Here is a 15,927-nt window from a genome sequence, read left to right as displayed (position 1 = left end):
ATATATGTTTGAAAAAGGATTTCTTATGGGTGGTGCCATTTCAGCGAATCAGTGTGAAGGTGCATATAACGAAGATGGTAAGGGGATTTCAATTCAAGAAGTACTTCCACATGGTATTGTTGGCGGGTACACTGAAAAACCAACAGAAGATAACCTAAAGCTTGAGGCAATCGATTTTTATCATCGATACAAAGAAGATATCGCACTCTTTGGTGAGATGGGATTCAAAGTACTACGATTTTCAATTGCATGGACACGTTTGTTCCCAACTGGAGAAGAAGCGGAACCAAATAAAGCGGGAATCGAATTTTATCATAATGTGATTGATGAGTGTCTAAAACATGGTATTGAGCCATTAGTTACGATTTCACATTATGAAACACCGCTTCATCTAGCCAAAAAGTATAATGGCTGGACTAGTCGGGAAATGATTGACCTATTTTTGAAATTTGCCAAAACGGTTTATGAAGAATATGGGGAAAAAGTGAAGTATTGGATCACTTTTAATGAGATGAACTCGGTTATTCATGCACCGTTCATGAGTGGTGCAATCATGACAGACAAGAGTGAGTTGGGCAATCAGGAGTTGTATCAAGCGGCCCATTATGAGTTGGTGGCTAGTGCTAAAGCTATTAAACTAGGCCATGAATTGGTACCAGGATCTCAAATTGGTTCAATGATTTTGGCTGTTACGATCTATCCTCTAACTCCTAATCCAGACGATATTATTTTTACAATGGAAAAAGAAAGAGAAACCTACTTATTTTCCGATATCATGATGAAGGGGAAATATCCGAATTACGCAAAATCATTCTTCCAACAAAGAGGTGTAAACTTAGACATTACAGGCGAAGATCGGGAAGCGTTAAAAAATACTGCGGACTATCTTGCAATTAGTTACTATTCAAGTCAATGTGCGTCTAAAGATCCAAATAATGGTGAACCGACGGGAAGTAACATGACTAAGGATTATAAGAAAAACCCTTACTTGAAATCAAGTGAATGGGGGTGGATCATTGATCCTCAAGGCTTAAGATATACTTTGAACAAGCTTTATGATCGATACAATAAACCGATTTTAATTGCCGAGAATGGGTTAGGGGCAAAAGACGAGCTGATTCAAGATGAGACTGGTGAAATGACAGTAATGGATGATTATCGAATCGATTATATCTCTGAGCATTTGAAACAGGTTCAAAAGGCAATTGAAGATGGTGTTGAGGTGATTGGGTATACAATGTGGGGCTGTATTGATTTGATTTCTTGTGCCACCGCGGAAATCGACAAGCGCTATGGTTTTGTTTTCGTTGATAAGTATACGGATGGCACAGGCACTTTGGATCGCTATAAGAAAAAATCCTTTTACTGGTTTAAAGATTTGATTCAAAATGAAATTCAGAAATAGTTTTAAATGGGCTGGGACATAACTCTACGAGTTACACCCCAGTCTCTTTAAAAACGAATAAACGGTGGGAACAGAAGTAAATCCTTCTTATTTCTCGGAGTTGAACACTTCTGTCCCAACCTCCTTCCTACGACTAGTCAAGAGGAAAAGAATAAAAATTAATTATTGAATTCCATATCAAATATCCCTGATACTAGTTTCAAATTTTTCATCAGGGTGCTATACTTTATTTATAAGGCATTGCCTTATTGGTCCTTAGAGATCGTGTACGCATAGTCGTACTTCGTCTTGTTCTCAACCATAGAATAGAGACACTTTAGTAGTTTGTTGATACAGGCTACGGTCGCAACCTTATCCTTCTTGGGTGTAGGTTGCGTTTTTAATTTGTAATAATAATCTACGATATGATTTGAAGCAGCGGCTTGTTGGTGGATCATATTCTTCACAGTAAAATAAAGAATTTTCCTAGCTTTAGGGTTCCCGCGTTTATTGATATGATCTTGGGCAAGATAGTTTCCAGATTGATACCTACGGGTATCAATGCCCACAAAGGCATTAACTTTCTTGTGATTCTTAAATCGTCGGATGTCGCCAAGTTCACCAATAATTAAAGCGGCAGAGACTTCACCAATGCCTGGCACACTTTGATAAAGATCAAATTCAGGGAGTGGTTTTGTTTGTTCAATCAGTTGTTTAGCCAAGCGCTCTTTTATTTGTATAAGCTCTTTTAACTGTTGAGCGTAGTAGCACACTTTCTGTACCTGAATACTTGTTTTTATGGTTGCCGGATAGGAATTAGCAGCTAATGAAAGGAGTAGCTGCGCTTTTTCCTCGGAGAGTCGTTTGTCTGTGTTTTTTTCAAGATATTTTTCACCTGTGTTTGACTCAATCCAGCTAAATAGTCTGGATGAGGGAAGCGCTCCATCAAGTTTAAAGCTAATTTTGATACCCGACTAGAAAAAAGGATTTCCAGTTCTGAAAAACTAAGTTGAAGAGCGGTGTGTAAGTGCATTCTGAGACGCTTGGTTTCGGTTTATATCTCTTGATAAAAGCGAACTAAATCATGAGATTCTTCATAAATAGTTAACTGGTGTCTCTTGATTTTCCGCTCATATTGGTAGTGGATTTGTGCTAATCGATGGGCATCTTGTTTATCTGTTTTAAGCACACGTAATCCATTATCAAGCTGCTTTTTTGCTTCTAAGGGATTCAATAGACAATAGGAAAAGTGATTATTTTGACAAAAGGTTTCAATTACTCTTGAGTAAACGCCTGTTGATTCAAAAACGATACATGGTATTTCTGGTAATTGTTGAATCTCTTGAAGCAACGTGTCAAACCCAGATTTTGTATGAAGAATTTCTCCTTCGGAGAGACAAACCTCCTCCTGATAAAGGACTTTATAGCTTTTCCCCATAGAAACATCTAACGCAAGTACATAAGTCATCTATTCATCTTCTTTCTTTTTTCTGAAAGGTTCTTCACTGCTTCATTTCGTTCCTAATTTCTTTTACACGAACTCGAAGCCCCAACATACTTAAACCAGATTCTAAAATGACAGTGAAGAAGACCGTTTTTTTGTAGGGACTCGAAGTCCATGAGGTCATGGTCGATCTTCCTTTCACACTCTACTATAAACCTAAAAAAGGAAAATAGAGGAGAAACTCATCCGTCGATAAGTTTCTCCTCTAATTTTAGTATGTTTTTTACGTTGAGCCTGTCTTTTTTGAATACAATTGCATAATAAGAATATCAATGACAGTATATAAAGCAATATCGGAACCGAAAGAAGCGACTTTCTTGTATTTGTCTTCGGTTGGTGTGACTTGTAAGCTGCAGAATGATTTTTTCTGTAAGGTACTCTCTTTTGGGCCAGTCAACAGGATGAATTTTATGTTCTTTTCTATAAGGTGATCAGCGATACGATTCAGGGTATTTGATTTTCCGTAATAGGAAACCATTATCACTACAGAACTTTCATCAAGTGTTTTTGCTTTTAGAAATTGATTTCCGGGAATACCATCTAAATTGGCTTTCATTTCCAACCAAACTAGTCGATTATATAAGCTAGTGGCGACAGAGTAAGAGTTGGATTCCGCAAAAATTTCAATTGATTGGGCGGTTATTAGTAGTTGGGCAATTTGTTCAAGCGCATTTAAGTCTAGATTGTTGATTGTGTCGTTAAGGGTCTGAATATGAAGATGGAGAACTTTTGAAATGATATCAAGAATAGCCTTTTCATTTTGGATTGGAAAGTCATATTCGATTCTCTCAGAAAAAGTATTAAAGCTAGAAATTTCACTGTTTAGCGTTAATTGAAAATCCTTAAATGACTTTAGCCCAACTTTTTTACAAAGTCGAGAAACTGTGGACACACTGGTAAATGTAGACTCGGCCAAATCATAAATAGTCATCTTGCTGATTTTTCGGGGATTATCAAGAATATACTGTGCAATGGTCTTTTCACTAGCTGAGAATTTCTCAGTTTGCTTGAGTAAATCAGTAATCAACATAAAGTATTATTCCTCCCTTTTGCAGGTCAATGGTGAGCTAGCCGCAGTATTCTCGTGATTGATAATTACTAACATCGAGCTTTATTATACCATTTTTTATCTCGGCAATGAAGTACCCTTGAAAGAACAAACCCGATCGCCTCAATCATATGCAAGGTGCAGGGTTCCCGTATCAATGGAACAAAACTTTACGGTAGAGGCTAAAACACGAACAATAAAAGAACTATCTATCTTTTTTTAGTTGCTGGATATAATACTATGAATAAAGAAAATAAAGATAAAGTGAATGGAAGATTTGTGGGAAAAGTGATTGGAACAATGTTACTTTTATCTTGTTTAATCATTGGAACGATGTTAATTATCCCGCAGCACAAACAGTTTGTTTTATTCTCCAGATTGTGATTGTTATTATGGGTATAGTATATGTGAATGTAAGTAGCAAAAGGAAAGTAAATTGAAATGTTGTCTTTGTGAAAAAGTATATATCATCAAATTTTAAGTATGACAATTTCAAAGTGCAATATTCTGATGTGCAATTAATTTTGGTTACGAATATTGGTAACGAGTATTTAAAATTCAATAAAATATAGTGAAACTATTCCTCTTGAAAGTTTGCTGTAAATCCCGATAATATAGTGTTTTCCAACTCTATAAAATTCCATAGCAGCCAACCAGGTCTTAAGAAAGCTCGTAAAGCTTCACAGTTTTCAAAACGTTAATCTTTTTATCGAAGATTTCAAAACACTCTCCTTTTGGAGGGTGTTTTTTTGTTCTGGTAATGAGAAAGGTAATAACAATATTATAAACCAGTGTAAGCAATGAATTTTTTTAACGCATTTCGTTGAGCTTTTTCAGTAACATGAGAATAAGTGTTAAGGGCAGTTTCAGCATTTTTATGACCCAATCGATCTTGTGTTTCTTGGATGATATTGATCAAAATTATCGTTTTCTCCAAAAAATAAATACAAAATGGAGGAGGGGAAAGATGTTTAAAGTTTACTTCCCGTTTCAGTGGCTCGTTAAAGGAATTCTTTTAGTGCTACTAGGATTGATTATTTTTGAAAGTTATCTAACAATTAAAGCCAGATATTTTCCAGAAGAAAAGCCAATAAAAATTGTAACAAATGATTTAAAAATAGGTGAAACTTATCAGGCAGATGCGGTTGAACTAACATTTAAAAATATTGAATTGACCGAAAAAAGAAATGAATTTGCACAACATGATCGTGTATTACAAGTGACTTATACATTAAAAAATGATACAGAAAATCCGATACGTCCATAACAATGGTCGATTGAAAATAAGAATGGTGAAGAACTTTAAGAGTATGCTATGATATTGGATAATCCAGAATATATTGAAAGTGACAAAGCAGAAACAATAAATTACTATTATGAATTACCGAATGATACACAGGAATATCAAATCGTAGTACGTAGAGCGAATGGTTATTTTGTTGGATTACCCTTTACTTTGTAAGTCTTATTTTGTTAGTGGCTTTTAAGTTAATATTATTTTTATGATTTTTGAAAATGAAAGTGAGGAAATTGGAGGAATGGCTGAAGAAAATAAAGTTGATCCGCTTGAAACACTAGTGATAAATAAGAAAGAATTTGAGCAACTTTTTCTTGATTTTTTTGTTCAATATGACATGATTTATGATTTTAGTTCGTCACTAGATTTATTTGAATTAGAAGCAGAAATAATAAAAAATAGCCAAGAGGAAGATGGTAACATCATCATTTCAGTAGAAAAGTTCCTTGAATTGTTTTCGGAAATATTTGAAATAGATACAGATTATTATCAACCACAAGAAGTTTTTCGAGAGTTTAGAAATAAGATTATTCGTTCAAGTAATATAGCAAATTGAATCAATAAAAGAAGCGTTGAAGAAAAATTCTTTCTTTTAACGCTTCTTTTTAGAAGATTTTACAGATGTCTCATGGAGATTTGCTTCAATAACTACTTGTAGTCATTTCGTTTAAAATTATTATGTTACACCCTTATGTGTCGCGAAGAAATACTGGTATAATAATGAATGAGATATGTAACGTTAGGGTATACTCTTGTATTACAACTTTATTTATCTAGGAGATTTTGAATTTGAATAGTACTAGAAAAAGCATATTAGAAATGGATAATCAAGAAGCAAAACAATTTTTATTAAAGTCAGCAAGCTTTTTTAAGACGTCTTTGCCTAATTATATCAATTTATCAGTAGTTATAGGAAAAGCGGTGGATTTATTAAAAGACAAGCCATTTTCTGAACTAGTTAAACATAAGAGGTCGCTATCTGAAGCAGTTGACGTTAATCATCGAATATTAGCTAACAAAGATGGAAATTACGCTTGGAGACCTCTTCAAATATTACATCCAATAGTATATGTAGACTTGGTAAACGTCATTACACAGCAAAATAATTGGAGGCACATCAAAAATAAGTTTGAAGAATTCCAAGCTGATAAGCGAATTGAATGTATATCGCTTCCTGTGGAATCGATTTCTTCGAAGAGTGATACTGCGGAAACTATTTTAAATTGGTGGGAAAATCTTGAACAGGCACAAATCGGTTATGCATTGGAATATGAGTACTGTATTCATTCAGATATTACCGATTGCTATAGTTCAATGTACACACATACCATTCCATGGGCGTTACATTCAAAAGAATGGGCTAAAACACATAGAAAAAATTCCCAAGGTATTGGAAATTTAATAGATTCTAAAATACAATATTTGCAAAACGGTCAAACGAATGGTATACCCCAAGGAAATATATTAATGGATTTTATAGCTGAAATAGTACTCGGATATGCTGATAAAATGTTGTTAAACAAGATAGAAGAGGCGGGGATTGAAGAATTTAAAATACTTCGTTACAGAGATGATTACAGAATTTTCTCGGTTCGAAAAGACCAGGCCGAAGTGATTATCAGATTATTATCTGAAGTATTATCGGATTTAAATTTGAAGCTAAATTCAAACAAAACATTTTTATCGGATAATATAATCTTAGATGCAATTAAGTCAGATAAGATTTACTGGGATCTTAAGCATGCAAGTTTTATAGAAAAAAATAATAATAAGTGGAAGTTTAAGCTTAGTCTTCAAAAGCATTTGTTACAAGTAAAGCTTTTAGGAGATAAATATCCAAATTGTGGGAGCTTAAGTAAAGCGCTAAGTGAGGTTTACACACATAGAGTTTCTACTTTAAATAAAAGACCAGATGATATCTACCAATTGATTAGCATTCTTGTTAATATAATGCAAAAGAATCCTAGAACTTTGGAAGCTTGTATTGTGATTTTAGGTAAGCTTTTTGAGTTTATTGCTGTAGAAGAAATCAACTTATACTTGGATAAAATCTTAAGAAAATTCGTTAATACTCCTAATACTGATATAGTTGAAATTTGGTTACAAAGGCTTTCTTTAATTCATTCACGAGAGAAACCTTACAGTGCAAAATTATGTAAGAAAGTTTCTGATCCTAAAGGATTCACATTGTGGAATTCTGATTGGTTGAATGATGGATTTGATGAAAGTGAAATAATCAATGAAGCTTGCATTTCGAATTTAAGCTTGACTACGCCAGCTAAAGAGTTAGAGCTATTTATTTCGCAATATGAAGAATAATATAATATTCACTATGCTAATTTTTTAAAATCGATTAGTTATAGAAGCGTAGTACTTTGTTGAAATGAATTAAAATTTCAGTGATATAAAAAACATTTCGTGATTAATGGGTGACATAAAGCTGAATTATAATTTATAACTATGGGGGGGATACAATTGACTGAACTTAATGAAGGATATAACATAGAATACAAGGAATCAGTTCCCAAGAAGCCTAATCATCTAAAGGCAGAGATCGTATCTTTTTTAAATAGCGATACAGGCGGAACGATTTATTTAGGTGCTAGTGATGATGGAATACCAGTTGAACTTCCTAATAAGAGTAAGCAATATAAAGAATGGGAAGAACTATTAAGTAATTGGGTAGCCAGTGCATTTAGGCCAGAAGTTACGGGTTTAATTCTGGTTGATCCTAATTGTACACCTTTTAAAATTTCTGTAAGTGCGGGCTCCAATAAACCCTATTATTATACTGACGGGGAAGGAATGAACTGGAAAGGCGTATATATACGTAATGGCAGTTCGAAAAGACGTGCTAGTGATTCGGAGATAAGAAGAATGATGAATCGGCATATTGCCAATTCTTTCGATAGCGAAAAAATTGAACGGAATGACTTAACCTTTAATTACGCCGAGCAGGCTTTTACAAAAGAAGGAATAAAATTTGATGTTATTGGGTTGGATTTTAAGAAAAAGGTAGAGGATCAATTCAATAACGCTGCATTAATAGTTAGCGATGAGAATCCATTTATTTCAAAAGTAGCGGTGTATGAAGGACTGGATGTAGTCACTTTTCGAGATAAAAAAATATTTTCAGGCTCTGTGGCAAAACAAATTGATGATGCAATTCAATATATTCATCTAAGTAACAGGGTTCAAATTACTCTAGGACACAATGGTAAGCGAATAGAGAATTATTCTTATCCGATTGATGCAGTCCGTGAAGCAATAATGAATGCCTTCGTTCATCGAGACTATACTATGAGTTCAGATATTAAAATAGAGATTTTTGATGATAGATTAGCGATTTCTTCACCGGGCTCTCTTCCAGATGGATTAACGGTTGAGGACATAAAACAAGGAGCGAATGCTAAACGGAATCCTATTTTGATAAATGCTTTGGATAAAATGAACTATATTGAAAATTACGGTTCTGGAATTCGCCGTATTTATTCTCTGTATAAGGGGTTTATGCGTCAACCAGAATTAATTGCAACACATAATTTATTTACTGTTGTCTTGTATAATATGAATTATAAGCTAAATACTATGGAATTGAATCGTAATATGATTTCGATTGTTCAATATCTTAGTGGTGGGAAACTTGCTAGCCGCCAAGAGATTCAAGATGCACTAGACTTGCAAAAAAGCTACACATCTGAACTATTATCTAGTTTGAAGAAAGCAGGCATAATTGGTTCTGAGGGGCGAGGGCCAGCTACTAGATATTACCTGATAGCCACTGACGCTAGCTAATTTTAATTGATTTTTTTATCTTTACCGGACGATTTACCGGAAGATAGAATATAAATCTTATTATATCAACGTTTTAACCACCGGACGATGTTTCATAAGATTCATAGTTTTAGAACCTTTTACCGGACGATTCACCGGACGCTATGTCTTTAAACCCGGTATATCGCTATTTTGGTCACCGGACGATAGAGGGTTAAGGGTTTAATGAAAAAGTGATTGCTATTCTTCAATCAACCAACTCGCCAAGTTGTGGTAATGATTTGAGGTAATGACAGAATATAATTTTATATAGCTTAGTAAAACTTCATGAATAAGAGAACCTTAATTTTGCGCTGTTTGTAGCAGTGTAAAACATTAAAAAACAAAAATTTGTTTAACCAGGTCTTAAGAAAGCTCGTAAAGCTTCACAGTTCTCAAAACGTTAATTGCTGGAGCCGTTGCGAATTTATTCGCTTACGAATACAGTATGGGACGGAGATTTCTCAGGAAATCGAGTACCATTCATTTAAAACAATCAAGACGTTTCGCAACTTAGTTTGTGAAGCGTCTTTTTTCATTGTTGACACCATTCAAGACAGTATCATTTTGAGCTAATTTGCGATAAGCAATCTCACCAACGGGCATTTTTTATGACGTTTGGTGTGTTTACATAAGTTTTTGTAATTGTGGTATCGCTATGTGTGAGCGCTTCTGAAATCTGCTCGAAAGAAATGCCAGACTGTCTAGCTAAAGTTGGGAAAATATTGATTTGTTGTAGTTTATTAAATTGCACCTTTTTCCATGTTGTCAGTAGATCAATGATGGAATCAACTACTAGAATGGTTCGAAAGCGATAGGAGTTTTTCATTTCTTTTACATACTCGCATTTCTCAGTATCTTTATTTTTTACCAATTTATACATGAGGGAAATCAACTTTTATTGAAATTCACATCTGACCAAACTAGTGGATAGATTTCTCCTTTGGCTGCTCCTAATTGATAAATCAAAAAAACGTGTAGTCTTGCACCCCATTAAACATTGCACCAATTACTATCAGTGATGATGTCTTGATTGCGCCAAATGTCGGCGCTTGGACTACGCCTTAGATACTTATTTGCGGCGTGAGCTAAAAGCTGAACGTGGCACGCCTAGTTATGGGTGATAATTACTGAATTGGGGCTAATAGCTCGATTTACCAAAGGTAACTATTGGCTCTGATGTGGTGATCGGTGCCGGCAGTGTTGTGACTCGCGATAGTCTTGATGGTGTCTTGATTTATGATAATCCTTGTCGGGTGATTCGAAAATTTTATCAGTGGAATCGGGAATACTATTTTAAATACAAGAAATATCCTGTTGAGTATTTAGTGGTAAACCCTTGATAAAACAGTCTTTTTATCAAGATGCTAAAATTATGTAAAAAATAATTTCGCTAAAATGTTGACGTTTTCAAAAAAGATGATATTATAGTTCTTGTAAATGATAACAAACTAAATACTAGATGAGTGTAACTGTTCAATCAGGCATCATCAATAAGGATTTTAGCGTTATATCTAACGCTAGGAGTGTTTATTGATGATGCCTGATTTTTTTTGACGGGAGGTGCGTACAGGAGGTTCATACAGGAGGTGCATAAAGAAAATGAAAGTGCTTCAATCATTGAACCAAAATGCTTTACTGGTTCGCTATGAAGGATCCGAGTGTATCGTCGTCGGAAAAGGAATTGGCTTTGGTAAGAAAAAGGGAGATCCAGTAAATGAAGCTCTAGTAAGCAAAGTTTACCAAATGGCGCCGGAGCGCACTGATCTCTTAAACCTTTTAGGTGATATCGATGAAGAAAGCATCCAAATGGCAGAAGAGGTGACAGAACACGCCCAAATGGAACTGGGAAAAGCGTTTACCGGCAACTTTATCTTGTCATTAGCTAGCCATATCCAGTTTTTAGAGGAAAAGTACGCGGGTCAAATAGAGATTTTCCAACCTTTTCACTATGAGTTGAAGTATCTCTATCCGAAAGAGCATCAGGTAGCTGAGTGGTCGGTGAACTACTTGAATAAATCGTATCAATTGAATTTGCCAGAAGCGGAGGTTTCGTTTTTTACGCTACATTTTGTGAATGCTTTGATTGATCAAGGTGAAATGAGCAATGTAGTTGAGCTGAGTGATATTTTAAATGAAATTGCGGAACTGGTGGAACAAGAACTAGGACATCCTTTGAAGCGAGAATCCATCGACTTTTCTCGTTTCATTATCCACCTACGTTACTTTGTCATTCGTAACTTGAACAGCAGCCAGCGAAAGAATGAAATCAACGACAAAGAATTCCAGCAATTATACACGCTGGCGTTAAGTTTGTATCCTTTTGAAAACCAGATATTATACAAGATTAAAACGATGCTACAAGAAGACCATCAAATGAATTTTGGTAACTCAGAAGATTTTTATCTTTTATTACATTTAGTCAGAATTGTTAGTGAGGAAGGAGGGAAAGAAAAGTGAGTTTTAAAGAACTGTTTAAACCAGAGTTAATGGCCTTGAACATGCAAGCAGCAGACCAAATAGATTTCTTTAGTCAAGTATCAGATCGGTTATTGGAACAGAATGTTGTCAAAGAAACTTTCAAAGCAGCAATTACTGAACGAGAAAATAATTATCCCACAGGATTGCAATTGGAAAATTTCGCCGTAGCCATTCCTCATACTGATGTGGTTCATGTAAAAGAAGCTTTCGTAGCTGTGAACCGCTTAAGTAACCCCATTGATTTTTATCAAATGGGTACAGATGACGTTGTGGTACCTGTCAAAGATATTTTGGTATTAGGGATTAAAGACCCTAAAAAACAAGTGGGTTTGTTAGCTGAATTGATGGGCGCATTTGCTGATCCATCATTCGTAGAGAAATATGAAAAAGCAACAACTATTGAAGAAATTACAGCACTTATTAATCAATATCTATAAAAAAATTGGAGGAAAAATTATCATGAAAAAAATTATCGTAGCGTGTGGTTCAGGTGTCGCAACATCACAAACAGTAGCTTCAAAGATTACTAAATTATTAAAAGAAAGAAAGGTTCCAGCTGAAGTTGAAGCTGTGGATATCAAATCATTGAAACACCATATTAAAGGTGCCGATGCCTATGTATCGATTGTTAAAACTAAAGAAGAATTCGATATTCCAGTCTTTAACGGAATTGCTTTCTTGACAGGTATGGGTCAAGACCAAGAAATCGAAAAAATCATCAAACTTATTCAGGAGGGCTAATCAAACATGGAAACATTACAAACAGTTATTAATTTCATCTTAAATGACCTAGGCGCAGCCGTTTTCGTGCCAGCTTTGATGTTAATCATCGGCTTGTGTATGAAGATGAAGTTCTCTGAAGCCTTTAGTTCTGCCTTGACCTTAGGGATTGCTTTTACTGGGATGTCTATCTTGATTAACTACATGATGACTTCCATGGGGGATGCCGCTCAGAAATTAGCAGAAAATACTGGCATTAGCTTGCCAGCTGTTGATGGTGGTTGGCCAGGGATGGCTTCCATCTCTTGGGCTTGGCCCTATGCCTTCTTGATGTTTCCGTTAACCATTGGGATTAACATCATCTTGCTGGCTTTGAACCAAACAAAAACATTGAACGTTGATATGTGGAATGTTTGGAATAAAATCTTTACAGCAGTAATGGTTTCTTACATTTCCGGTAGCGCAATTTGGGGCTTTGTAGCTGCTTCTATCCAAATCATTCTTGAATTGAAAGCTGGCGATATCTGGGGACCAGAAGTTGAAAAATTGACAGGGATTCCAGGGGTAACTGTTCCTCACTTTGTTACTTTGATTACGACCATTTTGTTCCCAATCGATGAATTATTGAAAAAAATCCCGTTCTTTAACAAACCAATGGATGCTGATTCATTGAAAGAAAAAATTGGGATCTTTGGTGAAAACTCAGTGATGGGTGCCATCATTGGTTTCTTGCTAGGTTTAGCATCAGGATATGGAGTAGCAGGTGCCTTACAACTAGCGGTTCAAGCAGCTACTGCTTTGACCTTGTTCCCAATGGTTTCTAAATTATTCTCACAAGCATTGTCACCAATTTCAGAAGCAATTTCTGATTTCATGAAGAAAAAATTCGAAGGCAAAGAAGTCTTCATCGGTTTAGACTGGCCAATCTTGGCAGGTCGTAATGAATTATGGGTAGCGGTAATAATTACAATCCCAGTGTTGCTAGTAATGGCAATCGTCTTACCAGGTAACCAAGTTTTACCATTTGCCGGTATTATCAATTTATCTTTTGTAATTGGCGCGTTGTTGTTAACTGATGCTAACTTAGGACGGATGATCTTCCACGGTGTCATTTCAGCACCACTATTCTTGTACGGCGCGACTTATTTTGCACCATACATCACTCGTTTAGCTAATGAAACAGGGGCAGCTACTGTTGATAAAGGCAAAATGTTATCATGGAGTACTTTTGAAGGTCCAGACATTCGTTACTTATTCTCAACGGCCTTTTCTGGCAATATCATCAGCATTGTTTTATTAGTAGGTTGGTTAGCATTGTTCTACATCATGTATCAAAATAAGAAAAAATACAATGCAACCATTGGTATGGAAAATGAATAAAACCATTGTCCAACAAAAATTGTTTTGGATCACAGTAATTTTATTCGACATGGGACTATTGATTTATGGATTTTTAGCAAATGACTGGTTTCTAAGTTTATTAGCCTTAGTGCTTGTATTGGTTATCAAGCGATACGGCTATGACCTTTTGTTCAAAAAGTATGATGAAGAATGGGATCAGAAACATCAGGAATATGTAGAAAAAAAGAGGAGATATCAGAAAAATGGCTGACTATAAAGATCACAAAGTAGTGAGAGAACTAGCAGATTTAACTTACACCATGTGGAACATGGGCTGGGATGAAAAAAATGGCGGGAACATCAGCTATATCCTGTTTGACGATGAAGTAAAGGAAATAGATATTGATGAAAACGGACGTTTTTACGAAATGGTCAGTATTCCAGAAAACATGGTGGGCAAGTATATCGTTATCACTGCATCAGGTAGTAACTTCCGTCTAGTTCGTGATGATGTTGAAAGTACAGTCGGTGTCATTCGAGTAGAAGAAAATGGTTACACGATCGTGGCTGGTTTTGCTAATGATAACAAACCAACTAGTGAAATTTACATGCATTTATTGTCACATGGTACACGCTTGAAAGCAGATCCGGAACATCGCGTTATCGTCCATAACCATGCCACTGAAATTTCCGAAATGACCTTCGTTCATGAATTGGACGATACCTCATTTACTCGGACATTGTGGTCGATGATTACTGAATGTATCGTAGTCTTCCCCGATGGCGTTGGCGTTTTACCTTGGATGGTCTGCGGGAATGAAGAAATCGGCTTAGCCACTGCTAAGAAAATGGAAACTTGCCGCATTGTTGTTTGGGCGCACCACGGTATTTTAGCTTCCGGTAGTAGTTTGAACGACGCTTTTGGCTTGATTGAAACAGTCAATAAGGCAGCAAAAATCTACATGGAAACCGTTGACAAACGTATTACCACAGGCATCACTGATGAACAATTGATAGAATTGTGTGCATTCTTTAACATTACACCAAAAGAAGGCATTATTAAAGCATAGCATGATTAAGGTATTGTATAGTAGGAAGTTTTAAGCTTCCTACTATACTACTTTTATTGAACGTATTGTGAGAAATATAACAAGGAGTGTATGAAAATGGCAAACAGAATGATCTTAAACGAAGTATCTTATCATGGTAAAGGAGCCATCGGTGAAGTATCTAATGAATTTAATGCACGTGGTTTCAAGAAAGCTTGCGTCATCACAGACAAAGACTTGATCAAATTTGAAGTAGCGACAAAAGTTATTGAATTATTGGATCAAGCGGGTGTTGATTATGAAGTCTACGATGCCATCGTGCCAAATCCAACTATTCAAAACGTTAAAGACGGCGTGGAATTTGTCAAAAATTCCGGTGCGGACTGCATCATCGCTATTGGTGGCGGTTCACCAATCGATACAGCCAAAGCCATCGGTATCATTGTGACCAACCCAGAATTTACCGATGTACTTAGCCTAGAAGGTGTTGCCGATACGAAAAATCCATGTCTGCCAATTTTGGCGGTACCAACAACTTCCGGAACAGCTGCTGAAGTGACAATTAACTATGTAATTACTGATGAAAATAATCACCGTAAATTTGTCTGTGTTGACCCTCACGATATCCCAATCGTGGCGTTCATTGATAGCGACATGATGATGGGGATGCCTAAAGGACTTTGTGCTGCAACTGGTATGGATGCTATGACCCACGCCATCGAAGGCTACATCACTAAAGGCGCTTGGGAAATGACGGATATGTTGCATATCAAAGCGATTGAAATTGTGGGCCGTTCTTTACGTGATTCTGTCAACGGCGATCAAAAAGGGCGAGAGGATATGGCCTTGGCCCAATATGTGGCTGGTATGGGCTTTTCTAACGTTGGATTAGGTCTAGTTCATGGGATGGCGCATCCGTTGTCTGCTTGGTATAATATTCCTCACGGCGTGGCTTGTGCTTCATTATTGCCAACGATTATGAAATATAACAAAGACTTCACTGGTGAAAAATATCGCGACATTGCCCGCGTTTTAGGTGTTGAGAATGCTGATACTTTGTCAATCGAAGAAGTCCGTGACGCTGCTTGTGCCGCGGTGGATCAATTGAGTAAAGATGTTGGCATTCCGGCAACGATTTCTGAGTTGGGTGTCAAAGCCGAAGATTTAGCGCAAATCGCTGAAGATGCTTTCAAGGATGTTTGTACGCCGGGTAATCCGCGTGATACCAACGTTGATGAGATTGTTGAATTGTATCAGAGTTTGATGTAAGGAAAATAGTATTATAAAACT

At 36.1% G+C, this 15,927-nt stretch carries 14 protein-coding genes and 2 pseudogenes; 13 read left to right on the top strand and 3 right to left on the bottom strand.

Annotated elements, in window-relative coordinates; all coding sequences use genetic code 11:
* The first annotated feature begins 4 nt into the window (after nt 1-4).
* Nucleotides 5-1,405 carry a glycoside hydrolase family 1 protein gene (locus tag IGJ45_RS15815; RefSeq protein WP_287041656.1) on the top strand — a complete coding sequence of 467 codons (1,401 nt, stop codon included), beginning with the start codon at nt 5-7 and terminating at the stop codon, nt 1,403-1,405.
* A 245-nt stretch (nt 1,406-1,650) separates the two neighbouring features.
* Here IGJ45_RS15815 and IGJ45_RS15810 read toward each other — a convergent pair.
* Together IGJ45_RS15810 and IGJ45_RS15805 are read right to left on the bottom strand one after the other, a co-directional pair.
* Nucleotides 1,651-2,852: pseudogene (locus IGJ45_RS15810) on the bottom strand (IS110 family transposase).
* Nucleotides 2,853-3,111: 259 nt separating this feature from the next.
* Complete coding sequence (locus tag IGJ45_RS15805; RefSeq protein ID WP_287041660.1) at nt 3,112-3,918, bottom strand: MurR/RpiR family transcriptional regulator; 807 nt, start codon at nt 3,916-3,918, stop codon at nt 3,112-3,114.
* 225 nt (nt 3,919-4,143) lie between these two features.
* On the opposite strand from IGJ45_RS15805, the gene IGJ45_RS15800 reads away from it, so the two are divergent.
* The 5 genes from IGJ45_RS15800 (at nt 4,144) to IGJ45_RS15780 (ending at nt 9,028) form a co-directional block, all read left to right on the top strand.
* On the top strand, nt 4,144-4,320 hold the full coding sequence (locus IGJ45_RS15800; protein ID WP_350330397.1) for a DUF3784 domain-containing protein: 177 nt from the start codon (nt 4,144-4,146) through the stop codon (nt 4,318-4,320).
* Nucleotides 4,321-4,903: 583 nt separating this feature from the next.
* Nucleotides 4,904-5,203, top strand: a complete 300-nt coding sequence (locus tag IGJ45_RS15795) for a hypothetical protein (protein ID WP_275853594.1) — start codon at nt 4,904-4,906, stop codon at nt 5,201-5,203.
* A gap of 235 nt (nt 5,204-5,438) precedes the next feature.
* The gene (locus tag IGJ45_RS15790; RefSeq protein ID WP_409531067.1) at nt 5,439-5,789 is read left to right on the top strand and encodes a hypothetical protein; all 351 of its coding nucleotides are present in this window, start codon (nt 5,439-5,441) and stop codon (nt 5,787-5,789) included.
* A gap of 263 nt (nt 5,790-6,052) precedes the next feature.
* Entirely contained in the window at nt 6,053-7,552 is a 1,500-nt protein-coding gene (locus IGJ45_RS15785; protein ID WP_287041670.1) for an RNA-directed DNA polymerase, read from the top strand.
* Nucleotides 7,553-7,708: 156 nt separating this feature from the next.
* Nucleotides 7,709-9,028 (top strand): ATP-binding protein, encoded by a 1,320-nt coding sequence (locus IGJ45_RS15780; RefSeq protein ID WP_275853599.1) that lies wholly within the window; start codon nt 7,709-7,711, stop codon nt 9,026-9,028.
* A 482-nt stretch (nt 9,029-9,510) separates the two neighbouring features.
* Here IGJ45_RS15780 and IGJ45_RS15775 read toward each other — a convergent pair.
* Nucleotides 9,511-9,764: pseudogene (locus tag IGJ45_RS15775) on the bottom strand (hypothetical protein); the annotation flags it as partial.
* Between the two features lie 884 nt (nt 9,765-10,648).
* On the opposite strand from IGJ45_RS15775, the gene IGJ45_RS15770 reads away from it, so the two are divergent.
* From IGJ45_RS15770 to fucO, 7 genes are all read left to right on the top strand, one after another.
* On the top strand, nt 10,649-11,506 hold the full coding sequence (locus IGJ45_RS15770; RefSeq protein WP_081131167.1) for a PRD domain-containing protein: 858 nt from the start codon (nt 10,649-10,651) through the stop codon (nt 11,504-11,506).
* On the top strand, nt 11,503-11,964 hold the full coding sequence (locus tag IGJ45_RS15765) for a PTS sugar transporter subunit IIA (RefSeq protein ID WP_081131166.1): 462 nt from the start codon (nt 11,503-11,505) through the stop codon (nt 11,962-11,964). The genes IGJ45_RS15770 and IGJ45_RS15765 overlap by 4 nt, the downstream gene beginning before the upstream one ends.
* Before the next feature lie 22 nt (nt 11,965-11,986).
* Nucleotides 11,987-12,268 (top strand): PTS sugar transporter subunit IIB, encoded by a 282-nt coding sequence (locus IGJ45_RS15760; protein ID WP_081131165.1) that lies wholly within the window; start codon nt 11,987-11,989, stop codon nt 12,266-12,268.
* 6 nt (nt 12,269-12,274) lie between these two features.
* Entirely contained in the window at nt 12,275-13,627 is a 1,353-nt protein-coding gene (locus IGJ45_RS15755) for a PTS galactitol transporter subunit IIC (protein ID WP_081131164.1), read from the top strand.
* Nucleotides 13,599-13,859 carry a hypothetical protein gene (locus tag IGJ45_RS15750; protein WP_081131163.1) on the top strand — a complete coding sequence of 87 codons (261 nt, stop codon included), beginning with the start codon at nt 13,599-13,601 and terminating at the stop codon, nt 13,857-13,859. The genes IGJ45_RS15755 and IGJ45_RS15750 overlap by 29 nt, the downstream gene beginning before the upstream one ends.
* Complete coding sequence (gene rhaD / locus IGJ45_RS15745; protein WP_103300512.1) at nt 13,852-14,658, top strand: rhamnulose-1-phosphate aldolase; 807 nt, start codon at nt 13,852-13,854, stop codon at nt 14,656-14,658. Before IGJ45_RS15750 ends, rhaD begins: the two co-directional genes overlap by 8 nt.
* A gap of 96 nt (nt 14,659-14,754) precedes the next feature.
* The gene (gene fucO / locus IGJ45_RS15740) at nt 14,755-15,906 is read left to right on the top strand and encodes a lactaldehyde reductase (RefSeq protein ID WP_081131161.1); all 1,152 of its coding nucleotides are present in this window, start codon (nt 14,755-14,757) and stop codon (nt 15,904-15,906) included.
* The last annotated feature ends 21 nt before the right edge of the window (nt 15,907-15,927 follow it).

This window comes from Enterococcus sp. DIV0574 (assembly GCF_051711125.1).
Classification (GTDB): domain Bacteria; phylum Bacillota; class Bacilli; order Lactobacillales; family Enterococcaceae; genus Enterococcus_D; species Enterococcus_D gallinarum.
This window is presented reverse-complemented; position numbering and strand designations above follow the sequence as displayed.